Source organism: Bacillus cereus group sp. BfR-BA-01430 (genome assembly GCF_022663115.1).
Taxonomy (GTDB): domain Bacteria; phylum Bacillota; class Bacilli; order Bacillales; family Bacillaceae_G; genus Bacillus_A; species Bacillus_A cereus_BD.
Window position 1 is genome coordinate 79231 of record NZ_JAKUEW010000008.1, and the last position, 17868, is coordinate 97098.

The following is a 17868-nucleotide window of genomic DNA, read 5'->3' on the forward strand; positions in this document are numbered from 1 at the left end:
GGGGGATTGAAATGGATTCTCTTTACAATAAAAATATTATAATTATTCATAACGATCCAAGTGTTTATAATTTGAAAATGTTAAAGGAAGCAGGGGCGAATTTATTTGTCATAGGTAAAGGTGAGAAAATAGTAGATTTTGCGAACTTTTATAAACTAAATCCCTTTGATCATAAGAGTTTATTAAAATTAGTAGATAATATTAATAAAGAGTTTCCAGTTCATGCTGTCATTCCATTATGGGAAGGAACGGTCTATGAAACAGCATTGGTTGCTGAGCATTTAACGTTGAAGGGGAATTCGGTAGAATCATCGATAATCTCGCGTGATAAATTTTTGACACACAACGCTTTAGAAAATAAAGGGATTTACACTCCGAAAACATATAAGGTAGATAGTGTTCACGAAATTAAAAAAATTATAAGTTTGCCTAAACAGTACCCCATTATTTTAAAGTTACCATCATCGACTAATAGTCAATCGGTTACTAAGGTGAATTGTGAAAGTGAATTAGAAAAAATTTTTAATAGAATACAAGAACTATACAAAGAGGATGGGAATCGTTTAAATAACGTCTATAAAATGGGGACTGAAACTAGTAATTCTATCCTAGTCCAAGAATATGTTACTGGTATTGAATTGAATATTGATTTGATTTTCTCAGGTGAAAAAATCGAGGTACTAGGGCTATTTCAGAAGGCACCTATGTATGGACCTTATTTTGCAGAATATAGAAGCTGTTATCCCACAGAGCTAGAGGAAAAGCACCTTAATGAGTGTATTGATTGTGCTAAGAAGGCTGTGAGAGCGATTGGTGGTGGGATTGGTTGCGCGCATGTAGAGATTAAATATACTGCAATAGGACCCTGTATTATTGAAATAGCATTACGGCCAGGTGGGGCCTATACAGCCTTAGCCATTGAAAAGTTATATGGAGTGAATGTTGTAAAAGAATTAACCCGATTATTAGTCAGTGGCGATTTCTGTATAAATAAAGATATCATATATCAAGCGTGTTTGTATGGTGGAATAGTAATTGAAGAAGAAGGAGTTATTTCTAAAATTGTAAACCTTGAATATTTAGAGGAGTTAGGAGAAGTTGTTGATTACAAGGTATGGTATAAGGAAGGAGAACATGTAAGGCCACTTCCAAATGGAAGTGATATTCATCTCGTTCATTATATTTTAGTTGATAAAGATATTGAATATTTGAAAGATATAGATAGAAATATTAGAAAAAAAATAAAAATGGAGATAAGAGATGAAAAGGAAGAAATTAGCGATAATAGGGATTCCAAGAAGCGAATATACTCTTAACCAAGCTATCTTAGAAGCAATTGAAATGAATTTAATTGTATATTTAGTTGCTTCAAAGGAAGATCTAGGTGATTTGGATAATAGACTTCTTTATAAGGAGGTTAATATAATTGAGAACTCCTTACAGAATGAAGATGATGTTGCTGAACTATTGAAAGGAAATGAAATAAACCTTGTAATCTCTTTAACGGAATTTATGTTACCTTTTGCAGCCGAGATTAGAGAGAGGTTAAATATTTTAGGGGAGTCTGTATCCGTTGAGTTATTAGTTAAGGATAAATTTTCAACTAGGGATTTACTTTATAAGAAAGAATTGTCAAAGATTAAATATAAAAAAGTAAGTGATATTAAAGAATTATTATCATTATCGCGGGAACAATATCCATTTATATTAAAGCCAAATGATTTAACGGGAAGTATTGGTGTAAGATATATAGAAAATATTCAAGATCTAGAGAATGCTGTTAATTTATATAGGTCAAATGAGATGGTTAAAAAGAGAGAGTTTTTGTTAGAGGAATTTATTGATGGAGTGGAGATAAGTGTTGAGGGGTTAGTAGTGCAAGGTAAGTTATATATGTTTGCTATTACTGATAAAAGGACAACCGGTAAGCCTTTTTTTGTTGAAATTGGCCATACAGTACCAAGTGTGTTAGGGAATCAGAAATCACAGATTTGTGATTTTCTAACACAGGTTATAAGAGCTTTAGGAATTAATTGTTCGCCAATACATGCGGAATTGAAAATTACGAATGATTGTAGCTTTGAATTAATTGAGATTCACACTAGATATGGTGGGGATATGATTACTAAACTAGTATCTGACACTTACAATTATAAGTTGTTTGGAAGCTATTATGAAGCATTGCTAACGGGAAAGCCACCAACAATGAGAAATGTAGTCAAAACAGTATCTAGTGTAGAATACATATTTTGTACTGAAGGTATAATAAAAAAGTTTGATTTCCCTAAAAGTTGTGAAGTAATGGCGAACATTACAGAGGTTAATATATTAAAAAAAGAAGGGGATCAAGTTCAGGGGGGACTATTTCCATTTGAAAGAATCGGATATTTTATCACACACTGTCAAAGTAATAATAGCAGTAATGATTTAATTAAGCGGATTCGCAAAAATATTGTTATCGAAATGTTGGGAGGAGAAAATAATTAATAGGAATTTTAAAAGGTTATTAACTGGTTGGGTGTTAAGTAATATAGGCAGTTGGTTAAGGACCATTGCTGTAATAGGCTTTTTATATCAACAAACAGGAAGTGCTATGGCGGTTGGTATTAGTTTTTTAGTACGATTTTGCCCACGTGTTATTATGACCTTTTTATCTGGTGCAATAATAGATAAAATTTCAAAGAAAACCCTTTTGACGTATTCAAATTACTTAGCTTTTTTATTAGAAATGATATTGTTTGTTTGTTTGGTGAACGGAATTAGCAACCTTACTGTGTTTTATATATTAATATTTCTTATTAGTGTAGCAGATGCTTTATATCAACCAGCTCGTATGGCGGTTATTCCAGAAATAATTCAAGACAAAGAAGATTATGGTAAGGCAACAACATATATGCGTGTATCGAGAGAAATGACAATGTTATTTAGTACGGGGATAGGAGGATTACTAATAGGACTTGTAGGTGCAAATACTGTTTTCTTTATTGACGCATTAAGTTACTTAGCAGCTGGCCTTATTCAGCAAACTATTCATCTTGAAAAGAAAGAGAAGGTATCGAATAAAGTTAAAAATCAGATTAATGAAAGTGTCCAGCAACTAATTGAGGGTATTAAGATACTTTCTGTGGACAAATCAATACAAATTTTCACCGCTATTTTCTCAATTAGACAATTCACATATGGGATAGCTAACATTGCGTTTACAATGATAATTTATCAAAAATTCAAACTTGGTGATGTATGGCTCTCATGGTCATATATGGCTGGTGGAATTGGAGCGATATTTGGAGGGATGATTGTAAATAGGGTAATTCGTGATAAGTTGAGGGATAAAAATGCTGCTATTAAGTTTGTTGTACTATGTAATATTCTAAATGCATTTGCCCTAAGCTCGATGTTTTTCGCTCCTAATATTTGGTTATTCCTGATTGTGGTATTACTACATGATATTGCTATGATGTGTACTGAAGTTGTACTAGAATCTTCAATTATTAAATTTGTTGATAGAAGCATGGCGGGCCGAGTAAGTTCGTTATTTTTAACAAGTGGTGAGGTAACATTCTTTATTGGATCAGTTATTTACACTTTCTTAATATCAGGTTGGGATTTGAATGTTTTAGGTGTCTTATTTTTAACAAGTATGCTGGGGGGAACAGGAGTTATGTATTATTTTTTCAAAAAGAATATAAGTACGCATAAAACAGTTGAAAGGAGGTTGTAATTTTTGGGGAATGTAAAGTTTATTGGAAACTCTTTAAAATATCCTTTATCTATACCGTCAGATTTTGAGGGGGGGGATATAAAAAAATTTTACAATATACATGCTGGATATAAGAAGATTAGGCCCTTCAATAAACCAATTTTATTAGGGGGGGATAGTTATAATGAGATAAATTATTTAACCTGTGAGTTATTAAATTTGTTGTTTGAAGTTCCTAAACGTCTTTTTAATAATAACTACCAAGAAATGATGAGAATACTAAGGTATAAGCGTGAGGATATGGAGTTTTTAAATTCTTACCTTGCTAATGAAGAGTTATTACATCTTAGTAAATACTTTAGTAGAAATGACTACATTATAACCAAGGGTAAGCTTCGATTGGTTGAATTTAATGTTGGAGCCACAATAGGTGGAATAGGAATTATTGAAAGGTTCTATGAATTAATTGTTAAGGATAGTTTAGAGGAGATACAGGAACAACCTAATTCATTTGTTCATACGCTTGAGAATTTAACAGAGCAATACTTAAGTAAAAGGGATACTAAGCCTTTTATAGTTTTTATTTGTTGGGAAGATGAAGTTGGTGAAGTTCATCCTCATGAGGCAAAATACTTTTTGATGAAAGCGGGATATGACTGTGAAGTAGTGTCTGTTGAAGAAATTGTTTTTAGAAATGAAGAAGTTTATTTTGGAAAAAGAAAGATTGATATAGCTTATGGTTGCTTTACTTACAATGAAATTGATAGTTTGGAGAAAAAGGAAGTTATAGATAAACTAGTTCAATGCCATTTGTCAAAAAAATTGCTGTACCTTGTCCCACCTTCTGCCACTATTTTTGGTAATAAAGGAATGTTAGCTCTCATGAAGTCTAAAGAATTTTTGGATTTATGTAGTGAAGATGAAAGACTAATATTATCGCATATACCGGAAACTAAATTACTAAATAGTGAGACTTTAGATTGGGCAATTAGAAATAGGGAATCCCTTGTACTCAAACCGGCCATTGGTAATGGTGGAATGAAAGTTTTTTTCGGGTTGCAAATTGAAAAAGAAGATTGGAATGAATTACTAGGAAATCTTCTGCATTCTAACAGTGGATTGTTTATTTTGCAAAGGTATGTTGAAACAGACACTTATAATTTGGATGGAACTGATTATCAAATTTGTTTGGGTGGATTAAGTTATGGGACTGGTTTCTCTGGTATTTTTACAAGAATAATGCCAGATACGAAAAGACTAACTCCTATTAATTGTACGCAAGGTGGATTTTTTTCTGTTGCAATACCGTATGAATTTAAAATATAAAAATCTAGGAGGAAAATAAAATGAGAAGAGTAATTGATTTTCATATTCATGTTGGGGATTTAATGATGTTAAGGAATGATATTCAAAATTTACTTTATACTCACAAGAAAAGACAGGACTTTGATATTGAGGTATTGTTTAATGAGCCTAAAGAACTTGTGAAGTACATTCAAGAGCAGGGTGTGTATAAAGGTGTTATTCTTGCTGAAGAAGGACCTGGTACTAATTTTCATATTACTACAGAGTTTATTGCAGATTATTATAAAAGAGGGGAATCAGATGTATTAATACCATTTGGCTGTATTAATCCTAACACAACTGAGGATGTAGTAGCTGCATATAAAAAAGCTATCAAAATGGGGATAAAAGGATTTAAATTATATCCAGCAGATCATGATTTCAATCCCAATTCTAAAGAGTTATTTGAGGTGTATAGATTAATGGAGGAAGATGAGCTGCCACTTATGTTCCATACTGGATCTACGGCACAAGTCGATGGCAATAGTGAGTATTGTGCCCCACTAATTTTTGAGCCTATTTTAAAAAAATTTCCTAAACTAAATGTTGTATTTGCTCATAGCGGGCGTCCAAATCATTATAGAGAAGCGGAAATGTTAACTAGAAAATATGAAAATTGCTATTTGGAAACAGCTCTAGTTAGACCAAAAGATTTTGTCAAGAATTTTCCGAATGTTGAGGAATTTAGTGAAAAAATTATATTTGGCAGTGATTGGCCTGGAGTAATGTCTTTAAGTACTCTAATAAAAGATTATGAGGAATGTGGGTTGTCTGAAGAAGCACTAGACAATTTATTTTATAGAAATGCTGCCAAGTTATTGAAATTAGTACAGACAGAGTCAGTTAAATAAATGATTACTTTAGGGAGGGGAAATTATATGGATTATCTTTATGATGTAGTAATTATTGGTGCTGGTCCAGGTGGGTTACAAACAGCTCTAACATTACAAGAGATAGCTAGTGAATCGCAAAAAGATTTAAAGTTGTTAGTAATTGAAGAAGGTGAAAAAGCAGGAACATTCTTTGAGAATTTTCCAGTCCATGGAACACTGATAAGTAATAATAAATTGTATACTGGAAAAACATCTAGGCATAGATACTCAGAAAGGTTTGATTGGAATAGCTTAATTACTAAAGATAAAAAAATTCTGATGCGAAATTATAGCAGAGAGTTTTTTCCAAAACGAGAAGCTTTAGTTGAAATGTTAAATGATTTAGTAGAGGAATATAGGATCCCAGTTAAATACAAAACTAAATGGGAAAATACAAAAAAGGATGAGTTCGGAAACTTTGAGGTATATACAAGTCAAGGGGTATATAAAACAAAGTATTTAGTTGTAGCCGCGGGAATGGGGTTCAAGCAGGCTGATATTGAAGGGATAGAGCACACAACGCCTTATCCAGCTATGAAAAAGAAAGAATTTTATAAGGATAAAAGAGTCTTAATACTTGGAAAAGGTAACAGTGGTATGGAATGTGCTCAAGAAATATTGAATGAAGCAAACTTTATTATGTTAGCTAGTCCTAGTTCAGTTAATATGGCTTATAAAACACATTATGTTGGACATGTTAGAGCTGTGAATGCATTGTTAATTGATAATTATCAACTTAAGCATCAAGCGGGTTTGTTGGATTGTAATATTCAGAGGATTGAAAAAAATAAGGATGGCTACAATGTGACTGTTAAATATGTTCATGCAGAAGGTGAAATTGAGACATTATTTTTCCATGAAGTTATAAGTGCTACTGGTTTTACCTCAAATATTACTGCGTTATCTGATTTGAATATTGATACTTTATATGATGGTAAATACCCTGCCATAAAATCAAATTTTGAATCAGTTAATCATAGTAATTTGTTTTTTGCAGGAACACAAACTCATGGATTAGATTATAAGAAGACTTTTAGTGGTTTTATACATGGATTTAGATATAATTCAAAAATACTAGCCAATATTTTAGCTGAAAAATTGAATTATGAATTAACATATCAAATTGTTCATAATGATGAAATTATAAATTATATATTAGAAGAGTTTAATGATTCACCAGATTTATATTTGCAACCGGGATATGTGGTGAAAGTATTTGAATATAAGGAAGGTGAATGGAGGGATTTAGGGCATGTAACATTAGAGTATTTTAAAACATCATTAAATGTTGGAAGAGATAAGTATTTAATGGCACTATCTTTAGAATATGGTGACATTCATAAATTCCAAGATCCATTGAGTATTCCAAGATCACCAGGAGATATAAATGCTAGTGTACACATTCACCCTGTAATTAGAGTTAAAACAAGTGGATACTATAAAAAGTATGAATTAGAGGAAGATCTAGAGAATCAATTTTTGAATGATGATAAGTATCACAGTTCTCTATTAGAAGTTCTAAAGAAGATACAGGTTAGTTATGAAGAATTAACTGTAAAATAAAAGGAGAGAGAGAGATTCTCTCTCCCCTTTTATTATGTGTGCTCAGCATGAACATATTCTCTAGTGCTCAAGTCCCGAATTGTGAAGGCAGTAGTAGCGATTAACTTAAGACAAGGGTGTGCTGTGGAATCTGAAGGAAGTCGGCAGCAACCCTCTGGCCTGATGAACACGAACTTCATAGAAGGCTAGGTGTCATTGGATGAGATTGCACAACAAATCAAAGTCCTTGCTGTCAAGGATGATACAGAGTAGATGATGAGGAAGAGTGTGGAATAAACTCAGCGTTCATGACATTCGTTGAAGCAGACAATCCTTATAAGAGGACTTACTCTAAGGAACACGTGGTGAATCTACAGAAAGCTTGGTTAGGGTTGTGGCACAATGAGATAGATAAGCATAATGGACCACGAGATATAAAATCGTGGTCCGTCTGATTCCATGAAACCGTCGTATATGGATCTGTATGTATGGTGGTGTGAGAGGGTGGGATCAATTGCCCCCCTCCTGCTCGATTGAAAGGAGAATAGAAAGTGTTAATATCTAAGCAAAAAAATATGGATGTTAAGGCTAAAGAAGATGAAAAAGTTATAATCGGAATACTCCAATCGCCAAAGGGGGTTTTTAACCCTATTTATTTTGAAAGTCAGTATGATAGATATATTTTAAATTATACTTTTGAACCCCTGTTTACATATGATAAATACATGGAGTTAAGTATTCCTGTACTTGCAACAGATTGGAAGTTTATTGAAGGTTACAAAAAATTATATGTTCAATTAAGAAAAGATGTGCTTTGGCATGATAATGAAAAATTTACTGCTGAAGATGTGATATTTACTTATGAGATGATTGCTTCTCAAAGCTACAAAGGTGCTCGGCTTTATACTATTAGCAACATTAAGGGAGTATATGAGAAAAGTAAAGGATTGGAAAGTAGCATTAAAGGAATTGAGAAGATTAATGATTATGAATTTATTATTGAGTTTACTACTCCTAATTCAACTGCTTTAGCAAAATTGGCTCAAATTTCTCCAATACCTAAACACGTATTTGAAAAAATAAGTCCTCAAGAGATTGGCAAATACTTAAGAACATGTAAAAAGCCTATAGGCAATGGACCATATAAATTTAAGGAAATAAAGGATTTATCTTGTATAGAATTAGAACGCAATGAAAATTATTTTTTAGAAAACAAACCCTTCATTAATAATATAAATATTCAAACTATAAATAAAGGGGATGTACTTTCACTATTAAAACAGGAAAAGGTACATTGTATTACTAGCATCCCACCAGAAATGTACGACGAATTAATGCTTTTGGAAAATATAGAAATTAAAGAAACCCCAGCATTAAGTTATCAGTACCTGGGTTTTAAAGTTAATAATGAAAAGTTATGTGATATTCATTTGAGAAAAGCTATAAGTCTATGCATAGATCGTGATTTAATAGTAAGAGAATTACTATTAAATCATGCGGTCGTTATTAATCAACCAATCCCTAAAAATTGTTGGGCATACAATAAGGAGTTAGAGAAAAAAGAATATTATAATCCAGAATTAGCAAAAGAAATTCTTTTTAAATCTGGCTATAAAGATATTAATCATGATAATTTTTTAGAAAGTCCTAGTGGAGAAGAGATTGTTCTAAATTTAGATTATCCAATAGGTGATAGTGTTAGAGAACGAGTCGTTTTGTGTATTAAGAATGATTTGGAGAATATAGGATTGAAAGTTCAGATTAATAATCCAAGGACATTTGATCAACATTCCCAAGCAATTCAAAACGACCAAGTTGAAATGTGGTTATCTGGATGGAATATGTCACCTGACCCAGACACGGCTGTAAGTGGTGTCTGGAGAAGTACAGATAAATTTAATTATTCAAGGTGGATTAATGATAAGAGTGATTTGTATATTGAAGAAGCGTCAATAGGTGAACAAGCGATGGATAATAGTGTAAGGAGAGAAATATATGCAAGGTGGACAGAACTTGTATATGAGGAAGCGCCTTGCGTATTTTTGTACTCTCAAAATTTAATTGAGGCATTTAATATTAATATTCGAGGGGTAAATTTCGATTGGAGAGGAGGAATTGATAGTCGCGGAGTAATAAATTGGTATCTGGAATAGCTATGATAGTTTCAATAATAATTAAAGTATAGTGGGTTGTGAAGGAGTGGGTATCTTTGTTTGTATGTCAAAAACATGTGTTAAGTGGTATAAGGAATCTTGAAATTCCGAATATATGTCAAATTAATATAGAGATTAATTGCGAATATTGTAACTCCAAAGCTTATTATGAATTGTATTATTTTAATGCTTCGGGTGTAAAAATTAACTAGAAGAGTATCTAGCAAGTTCATTTTTAGTGGAATTTTATTTTATGTTGTTGGTTCAAACAATTGATGGGTAATTTTTTTGTTTTTGAACAGATTGATTTTGTAAATCAATCTGTTCTTTTTTTATCATATCCATTGTTCCAAAGCTTGCATGAATGGATATGACTGTATCAAGCTGAATGATTAAAACCTGATAGTGGCGAATGAAGTGGTTGGAAATTGGGAATTTTTACAGAGAGAGCGTTAGGTCTAACGGAACATAGAAGATTAAAGGTTACTTAGTTTTGGAATAACATTGTTGATAAGGAAAGTAACATGGTAAGGTTTTGTAGGAAGATGGGATAAACTTAGTGAGGAGGATGTTGAAGTAATGTTTATTTTAGAATATGAGGAATTTATTAAGAGCAAAGAGTGAATTCCTTTTTGGTTAATAAAAAAATGTGCAAAATATATAGGATTTATGCACGTTTTTTTATTATGTACATTTATTTAAAGAGTTAACAACTTGATTTGAAAAGGGATTTGGGTACACTTATTAATTATGTACAGTTTTTTATTGTAGATATGTTCGTAATGAGAAATAGAAAATGTATTAGGAATCAATAAAAAAACAGCCTATTTTCATAGGCTGAATCTCTTATGTAGAAGCAATTCCATCACAACACCTACAACAGGACCGCTGTCATCGATATCACCAGTTAAGCGAAAACCGAATGATTCATATAGTTTCATTGCTACGTTATTGTCTGGATGAAGACTTAAATACACTTTTTTACATTGAAATTTTTCTTGCAAATAAGGTATGAGTAAGTGAAGAAAACGTTTGGCATATCCCTGTCCTTGAAAATGGTAATCAATCATGAAGCGATCTAGCCATATGCTATCATTTTCTTTAGAATACCAGCCATACATGGCGTACCCGACAAGCGTTTCTCCATCATATAAGCCTATTGATGTTCCGTTTCCTTCATATAATGATTCTGCTAAAGAAAACGCATTACTTTCAATGAATTGTTGTTGCTCGCTTGCTACATGTAAAGCAGCGACGGAACGCCAATTATTTGCCGTTACTTCACAAATGTGAAGATTCATAGTTCCAACTCACTTTCTGAATGAGATCTTTCATAATATGGATAATTGTACTTGTTATTTTATGTAAGTCAAGTTGTATTAAGCATAAAAAGACAGCTGAATCATCAGCTGCCTTTGAAAAATTTAATTTGTAGCTTCTTTTAAAGCGTTCACGTTTTCTTCCATTAACGTAAAGTAATCTTTATTTTTCTTTGCGTCATCTTCAGATATTGTAGCAAGATGATTTAAACGCAAAATTTTTGTACCAGTTTCTTTTTGAATCACTTCAGCAACTTTTGGAGTAGAAAATGTTTCAAATAAAATATATTTTAAACCATGCTCTTTCGCTGTTTTTGTAATCGTAGCTAATTCTTTTTGAGATGGTTCTTCCGAAGATGAAATGCCAGCGATTGGAATTTGTTTTAAGCCGTAACGATGTTCCCAGTATCCATATGCCGCATGAGAAACTAAAACTTCTTTTGTTTTTGCATTGGTAACTACAGATTTAAAATGATCGTCTAAATCAGTAAATTTTGTTTGTAGAGCTGCAAAGTTTTTTTCAAATTCTTTTTTATGTTCAGGTTGTAGCTTTACAAGGGCATCTTTAATTTTTTCTGCCTGTTTCATCGCAAGAGTTGGGTCTAACCAAACGTGTGGATCTTGATCATGATGATGAGCATGTTCTTTATGGTCGCTTTCTTGTTCATGATGCTCATCTTCAGATGAAGCATGCAGATCAATACCTTGGGATGCATTTACAGTTTGTACGTTTTCTTGTTTCAATGTTTTTTCCATCTTTTCCGCAAATGGTTCTAAATCAGCACCGTTATATACAAATAAGTCTGCTTTTGCAATTTGAACAGTTTGCTTTTGGCTAGGCTCATATGTATGAGAATCAGCACCTGGTGGATAAATCATTTCGACATTTACATAATCGCCACCAATTTTTTTAGTAAAATCGGCAAGTGGAAAAATAGTTGTATACACAGAAAGTTTACCATCTTTTTTTGCAACACTATTCTTTTTAGCGGAACAGCCAGCAAAGATTAATGTGAAAACTAATAGGAATGAAAATAAGGTTAATCTTTTACTCATGGAATTCTCCTCTTTTCGCTTTTTTACAAGATTATTCTTTCCCAATAAATGAAGAAAATCATTTTTTTGTTATAAAACGGAATAATTACGTTTTAAGTTGCGAACTTAGTATAATACATCTTTAGAAAAGTTGCAATAAATAATAATGATTACGATTTGTTTTTTGTTATAAATTTGTCAAAAAGAACAGTATTAAATGTTAGGGAACGTGCATATGTGACAACATTGTTTTCATATATTGAGGGAGAGAGAAAGAAAAAGGGGATGAGCGATTGAGTTACACGGCATTAGCAATTTTATTCATATTAGCAGTCGTAGTACCGTTAGTTTGGGTGTTAATTTTTTTAAAGGCAGTCATTCATCATTTAGGTGATTCTACATTGGTAACAAAATTGCCAACAGAAGTAGAAAAAGAGAAAGAGCAGGACGTTTAAATAACTCATCGTTTAGTACTTATGATAAAATGGTAAAGAGGAAACTCCTATAAAGCGAAGTTTTTTATAGGTAGCAGACTCTCTCCGAAGCTTTTATTAAAATTGTGAGGTGGGAGTCTTACTGCTTATAAATAGTTGGATAAATTAGGAGACATGTTTTCCGCTTAAGCGGGATAAAAGTAGATAAAGAGGTATAAATGTAAATGAATAAACGAACAGCATTAGTACTCGGCGCAAGTGGTTTAGTTGGACAAGAAGTAACGCAGCTATTGCTTGATTCTGATTACTATGATTCGGTTACTATTTTTGTGAGAAAACCGCTGCAACTAAAGCATGAAAAATTACAACAAAAACAAGTGGATTTTTCGATATTGGAAGAGTATAAAGAGTTTTTTGCTGTTGATGATGTATTTAGCTGCTTAGGAACAACGATTAAGAAAGCAAGAACGAAAGCTAATTTTAAAAAAGTAGACTATGAATATACATTGCGTGCAGCTTGTTTGTCTGAAAAACAAGGCGTACAAAATTTTCTTGTTATTTCTTCTATGAATGCAAACTCAAAGTCCATTTTTTTCTATTCACAAGTAAAAGGGAAAATGGAAGAAGAATTGCAAAAGTTAGTAATCGAAGGTATTCATATTTTTAGACCATCGTTATTATTAGGAGAGCGAGAAGAATTTCGTTTTGGTGAAAGAATGGCAGAAAAAATTTCTGGCCTGTTACCATTCATATTTAAAGGTACGTTAAAAAAGTATAAACCCATTTCTGCCGAACAAGTTGCTAGAGGCATGTATATTGCAGCGCTTCGTGAAGAGGCTGGTATTCATATTTATAATTCAAAAGAAATTACCGTAATGGAATAAATGAAAATTTCTATTAGTGAGAACGTGTTGTCCATAAATAGAGGAGAAAAAACGAGAAGAAAAAAGCCTTCTCGTTTTTTTATTTGGCTGTATTTGCAATTTTACCAGGAGCACGGCTGTATTGATGAGGATCTTTTAGTTCAAAGCCAAGTTCATTCGCAGCTGTTCTTGGAAAATATGGATTGCGCAGTAACTCACGACCAACAAAAATTAAATCGGCTTCATTGTTTACTAAAATTTGTTCTGCTTGTACGCCGCTTGTAATAAGCCCAACTGCTCCGGTTGCGATTTGAGCATGTTCTTTTAAGTGTTTCGCATATTTGACTTGGTAGCCAGGATAAACATCGATATGAGCAGGAACGACTGCACCAGAACTGCAATCAATCAGGTCGACGCCTTGCTCTTTCATCCATTTTGCAAATGGAACATAGTCATCTACTGTCAATCCTTCAGGATGATAATCATCCGCGGAAATACGAACGAATAAAGGTCCCTCCCAAACTTCTTTTACAGCACGAATGATTTCACGTAAAAAACGATAGCGATTTTCTGCCGTTCCTCCATATTCATCTGTTCGTTTATTGGATAGTGGAGAAAGAAATTCGTTAATGAGGTAACCATGTGCGCCATGTAATTCAATTACATCAAACCCAGCTTGCTTTGAGCGGATTGCTGCTTTTTGAAAGGCTGAAATTGTATCTTGAATTTGTTCCTTATTCATTGCGACTGGAACTTTCATTTTATCGTTAAAAGAGATAGCTGAAGGAGCAACTGGATCTGTATGTAGTTCGGCTTTTCGTCCAGCATGAGCCAATTGAATAGCAGCTTTTGAACCATTTTCTTTGATAAGTGATACGGTTTTCCGTAATCCTTCAATATGTTCATCATTCCAAATGCCTAAATCTTTATTCGAAATGCGTCCTTCGGCGGCAACAGCTGTTGCTTCAAGCATGACAAGTCCGACTTGGCCCATAGCTCTTGTTCCGTAATGGATGAGGTGAAAATTCGTTACTTTGCCATCTTCATTTTCAGATGAGTACATACACATTGGTGACATGACAATACGATTTTTTAATGTAACATTTTGAATCGTAAATGGTGAGAAAAGTTGCGTATTCACATTTATTCCCCCTTGCAGTCGTTTTTACCATTGTATCATTATCATCTTTATTTCCATAATAAAACGCTTGTTGAAAAAGAACGGAAAGGGGTTCTTCACTGATTAAAGTTGTAGTTTATGTTACAATTACAAATATGAAATATACTGGGGGATAGAGTATGTATCGAGCTTATTATAAAAGTGAAGTAGGATTACTTGAAGTTACAGCAAATGAAAAAGGGATTACATCTATTCTATTTGTTGAAGAACAAGGGGAAGAGAATCCAAATGTTGTTGTCGAGCAGTGTATTGCAGAATTAGATGAATATTTTAATCAGAAGAGAACCGTGTTTTCTGTTCCATTATCAGCAGAGGGAACAGCATTTCAACAAAAGGTATGGGAGGCTCTTTATACCATTCCATACGGAACGAGCGCTTCATATTTAGATATTGCAAAAAAAATTGGGAATCAAAAAGCTGTGCGAGCAATAGGTGGGGCGAATAGTCGAAATCCAATTTCAATCATTGTTCCTTGTCATCGTATAATTGGGAAAAGTGGAAAGCTTGTTGGTTATGCAGGCGGGTTATGGAGGAAAGAATGGTTGCTAAAGCATGAGGGGATTTTGAAATAAAAATAGAAGATCCTCTATGAAAAAGTCGTGGAGTGAACGGAGGAGAAATGTTCTATTTATTATATTTGTAAGTTGATGAATAGGGTAAAGTCATGGAAAGAGGGATCGTTTTGCAGTGTATAAATTGTGGAAATCCTTGTGCTGATCATCAGTGGAACTGTAATGATTGTCAGCGAATATTGCATAATGAATCAAACGGGGTAATTTCTCCACTCGAAACAGCTATCGAACAATTTGTTGGAGTGCATTATCCGTATTACAGAAAGAAATGGAATAAAGAGAATAAAAGAATTGCAAGATGGAGTTGGAACGGCTGGGCAGCTATTTTTAATGTTGGATGGTTTGCGTATCGTAAGTATTATTTGCCAGCCTTTTTATTTGTAATTTCATTAGTAGCATGCGATGCGTTTTCTTACTATATGGGTTTTAATGTAGCGCTTCCTATTATTAATATAGTTCCGCTTACATTTTTGTTGCTCATTTTCATGATGATAGGAGTCGGGCTCTTTGCAAATGGCCTATATTATCGATTTGCTGAGAGGAAAATATATCGAATAAAGGCGAAAGAAATTAAAGATAAAGCGATCGAAAGTTATTTGATTCGTGATAGTGGTGGAACAAGCAAAATAGGAGCAGTAATGGTTACTGTTTTAACAGCCGCTAGTATATTTTTAAGTCATTTTTTCTTTCCGACTGATCAAGATGTAATCCGAAAGGTACGAACAAGTTCACTTTATGAGTATCCATTCTTTACGATTGGTGAATCGTTTGACTTGTATTTTCAGCAATCACAATGGGATTATTATCGGGGAACAGATGGTTTAGAGTTGGTTGAGTTTCATGGATATACTCGAGATATGCCAAGGCGAAAAATTATGATTCAGTTCGTTGTTGATTATCAATTGCATGAGATTGAACCGTATTCTCTTTCGATAAATGGACAGCCGCAAGGAGAAAAAGAGTTTTTGAAAATGATGGAAGATGTATTTCAAATTCAAAATTCATTTGAGTTAGATGATGAATTGCAATGGGATGATTCGAAAAAGATACTGTAAAAAGCGTATGGGAGTATTATTTTCCATGCGTTTTTTTGATTATCCAAACAAATTATTTTAAAAAATCAGAATCTTTTGTATAATATAATCATACATGCTTTATTGTATACATACAGAGTGGGGGGGAAGATCGATGAAGAAAAAAGTTTCAACACTTGCTGCATTTATGTTAACAACTAGTATGTTTGTTGTAGGGTGTGGAAATGGGGAGAAAGTATCAACAACGAAGAAGGAATCAAATAAAGGAATAGCTGATAAACAAGTGCTCAACTTATTAGAAACAGCAGAAATTCCTTCGATGGATACATCGAAATCAACAGATTCTGTGTCGTTTCGAGTATTTGTAAATGCAATGGAGGGATTATATCGATTAGATAAAGATAATAAACCGACTCCAGGTATGGCTAAAGATGTAAAGATTAGTGAAGATAAGAAGACATATACATTCGAACTACGCGATGCAAAATGGTCTAATGGGGAACCAGTTCGTGCTCAAGATTTTGTATATGCTTGGCAGCGTGCACTTGATAAAGCTACGGCTGCTGAATATGCTTTTATTTTATTTGATGTGAAAAATGCAGAAAAAGTAAATCAAGGGGAACTCCCGCTTGATCAACTTGGGGTCAAGGCAAAGGATGATAAAACATTAGTAGTCGAATTAGAACAACCCGCACCGTATTTTCTTGAACTGACTTCGTTCCCAACCTTTTTCCCTTTAAATGAGAAGTTCGTCAAGGAACAAGGAGATAAGTATGCATTAGAAGCAGATACCATTTTGTATAATGGACCATTTACATTATCAGAATGGAAACATGAACAAAGTTATCAATTAAAGAAAAATCCAAATTATTGGGATCAAGATACCGTGAAGTTAGAGGAAATTAACGTAAGTGTTGTAAAAGAAACGAGCACGGGTGTAAACTTATATGACAGTAATGAAGTAGATCGCGTTATTTTAAGCTCTGAATTTGTTGATAAATATAAAAAGAATAAACCAGATGAGTTTAAGACAAAATTAGACCCGCGTATGTATTTCTTACGATTTAATCAACAAAATCCAACGTTTAAAAATCAAAAGGTTCGAGAAGCGATTGACTTAGCGTATGATAAAAAAGGGATTGCCAATGTTATTTTAAATGATGGTTCTTTACCCGCTTATTTCCTAGTGCCAGAAAAGTTCACAACAGGACCTGATGGAAAGGATTTCCGTACTGTGAATAAAAATTTCCGCGCTAAAAAAGATAATGTAGAAAAAGCAAAAAAATTATGGACGGAAGCGAAGAAAGAACTCGGTCAAGAGACAATAACAGTAGAACTGTTAAATGATGATAACGGTAGCCGTAAGAAAGTTGGAGACTTTATTAAAGAAGAGCTAGAGAAAAACTTACCAGGTTTAAAAGTAAACTTAAAACAACAGCCATATAAGCAAAAGTTAGATTTAGAGAAGAAATTACAATATGAATTTTCACTTTCAGCTTGGAGCCCAGATTATCCAGATCCAATGACGTATTTAGATATGTTTATAACAGAAAGTTCATTTAACGAAATGGCTTATTCGAATCCGGAATATGATGAGCTTATAGCGAAATCAAAAGGTGAACTTTTGAAAGATGATGCAGCCCGCTGGAAGGCACTTGCTGAGGCTGAGAAAATATTAATTGGCAAAGATGCTGCAATTTCACCATCGTATCAACAAAGTACAGCATATTTAGAAAAGCCATATGTAAAAGGAATCGCTAATCATACTTTTGGTGGTGATTTTAGTTATAAGTGGGCATATATAACGAAAAAGTAGTAAA

15 protein-coding genes are annotated in these 17868 nt (G+C 33.2%); 12 read left to right on the forward strand and 3 right to left on the reverse strand.

The window, feature by feature from the left end:
* Positions 1 to 11: 11 nt before the first annotated feature.
* The 7 genes from MR058_RS14635 to MR058_RS14665 all read left to right on the forward strand — a co-directional run bounded on the left by MR058_RS14635 (position 12) and on the right by MR058_RS14665 (position 9611).
* Entirely contained in the window at positions 12 to 1316 is a 1305-nt protein-coding gene (locus MR058_RS14635) for an ATP-grasp domain-containing protein (protein ID WP_242144687.1), read from the forward strand.
* A complete protein-coding gene (locus tag MR058_RS14640; protein WP_242144688.1) occupies positions 1261 to 2487 on the forward strand; it encodes an ATP-grasp domain-containing protein in 1227 nt (408 codons plus the stop codon). The genes MR058_RS14635 and MR058_RS14640 overlap by 56 nt, the downstream gene beginning before the upstream one ends.
* Positions 2453 to 3721 (forward strand): MFS transporter, encoded by a 1269-nt coding sequence (locus MR058_RS14645; RefSeq protein WP_277926574.1) that lies wholly within the window; start codon positions 2453 to 2455, stop codon positions 3719 to 3721. Before MR058_RS14640 ends, MR058_RS14645 begins: the two co-directional genes overlap by 35 nt.
* A 3-nt stretch (positions 3722 to 3724) precedes the next feature.
* Positions 3725 to 5026, forward strand: a complete 1302-nt coding sequence (locus MR058_RS14650) for an ATP-grasp domain-containing protein (protein WP_242144690.1) — start codon at positions 3725 to 3727, stop codon at positions 5024 to 5026.
* 20 nt (positions 5027 to 5046) lie between these two features.
* Positions 5047 to 5895: an amidohydrolase family protein gene (locus MR058_RS14655; RefSeq protein WP_242144691.1), complete on the forward strand. Its 849-nt coding sequence runs from the start codon at positions 5047 to 5049 to the stop codon at positions 5893 to 5895.
* Between the two features lie 27 nt (positions 5896 to 5922).
* Positions 5923 to 7479, forward strand: a complete 1557-nt coding sequence (locus MR058_RS14660; RefSeq protein WP_242144692.1) for an NAD(P)-binding domain-containing protein — start codon at positions 5923 to 5925, stop codon at positions 7477 to 7479.
* A 530-nt stretch (positions 7480 to 8009) separates the two neighbouring features.
* On the forward strand, positions 8010 to 9611 hold the full coding sequence (locus MR058_RS14665) for an ABC transporter substrate-binding protein (RefSeq protein ID WP_242144693.1): 1602 nt from the start codon (positions 8010 to 8012) through the stop codon (positions 9609 to 9611).
* A gap of 830 nt (positions 9612 to 10441) precedes the next feature.
* Here MR058_RS14665 and MR058_RS14670 read toward each other — a convergent pair.
* Both MR058_RS14670 and MR058_RS14675 read right to left on the reverse strand, forming a co-directional pair.
* A complete protein-coding gene (locus tag MR058_RS14670) occupies positions 10442 to 10912 on the reverse strand; it encodes a GNAT family N-acetyltransferase (protein WP_242144694.1) in 471 nt (156 codons plus the stop codon).
* Positions 10913 to 11035: 123 nt separating this feature from the next.
* Positions 11036 to 11986, reverse strand: a complete 951-nt coding sequence (locus MR058_RS14675; protein ID WP_242144695.1) for a metal ABC transporter substrate-binding protein — start codon at positions 11984 to 11986, stop codon at positions 11036 to 11038.
* Between the two features lie 272 nt (positions 11987 to 12258).
* Here MR058_RS14675 and MR058_RS14680 point away from each other — a divergent pair, with 272 nt between their 5' ends.
* Both MR058_RS14680 and MR058_RS14685 read left to right on the forward strand, forming a co-directional pair.
* Positions 12259 to 12420, forward strand: a complete 162-nt coding sequence (locus MR058_RS14680; RefSeq protein WP_242144696.1) for a hypothetical protein — start codon at positions 12259 to 12261, stop codon at positions 12418 to 12420.
* A 203-nt stretch (positions 12421 to 12623) separates the two neighbouring features.
* Positions 12624 to 13283 (forward strand): oxidoreductase, encoded by a 660-nt coding sequence (locus MR058_RS14685; RefSeq protein ID WP_242144697.1) that lies wholly within the window; start codon positions 12624 to 12626, stop codon positions 13281 to 13283.
* A gap of 79 nt (positions 13284 to 13362) precedes the next feature.
* On the opposite strand, the gene namA is transcribed toward MR058_RS14685, so the two are convergent.
* On the reverse strand, positions 13363 to 14403 hold the full coding sequence (gene namA / locus MR058_RS14690; protein ID WP_242144698.1) for an NADPH dehydrogenase NamA: 1041 nt from the start codon (positions 14401 to 14403) through the stop codon (positions 13363 to 13365).
* A 158-nt stretch (positions 14404 to 14561) separates the two neighbouring features.
* On the opposite strand from namA, the gene MR058_RS14695 reads away from it, so the two are divergent.
* From MR058_RS14695 to MR058_RS14705, 3 genes are all read left to right on the forward strand, one after another.
* Positions 14562 to 15014, forward strand: a complete 453-nt coding sequence (locus MR058_RS14695; protein ID WP_242144699.1) for a methylated-DNA--[protein]-cysteine S-methyltransferase — start codon at positions 14562 to 14564, stop codon at positions 15012 to 15014.
* A gap of 92 nt (positions 15015 to 15106) precedes the next feature.
* Complete coding sequence (locus MR058_RS14700; protein WP_242144700.1) at positions 15107 to 16069, forward strand: DUF2628 domain-containing protein; 963 nt, start codon at positions 15107 to 15109, stop codon at positions 16067 to 16069.
* Positions 16070 to 16202: 133 nt separating this feature from the next.
* Entirely contained in the window at positions 16203 to 17864 is a 1662-nt protein-coding gene (locus tag MR058_RS14705) for a peptide ABC transporter substrate-binding protein (protein WP_242144701.1), read from the forward strand.
* The last annotated feature ends 4 nt before the right edge of the window (positions 17865 to 17868 follow it).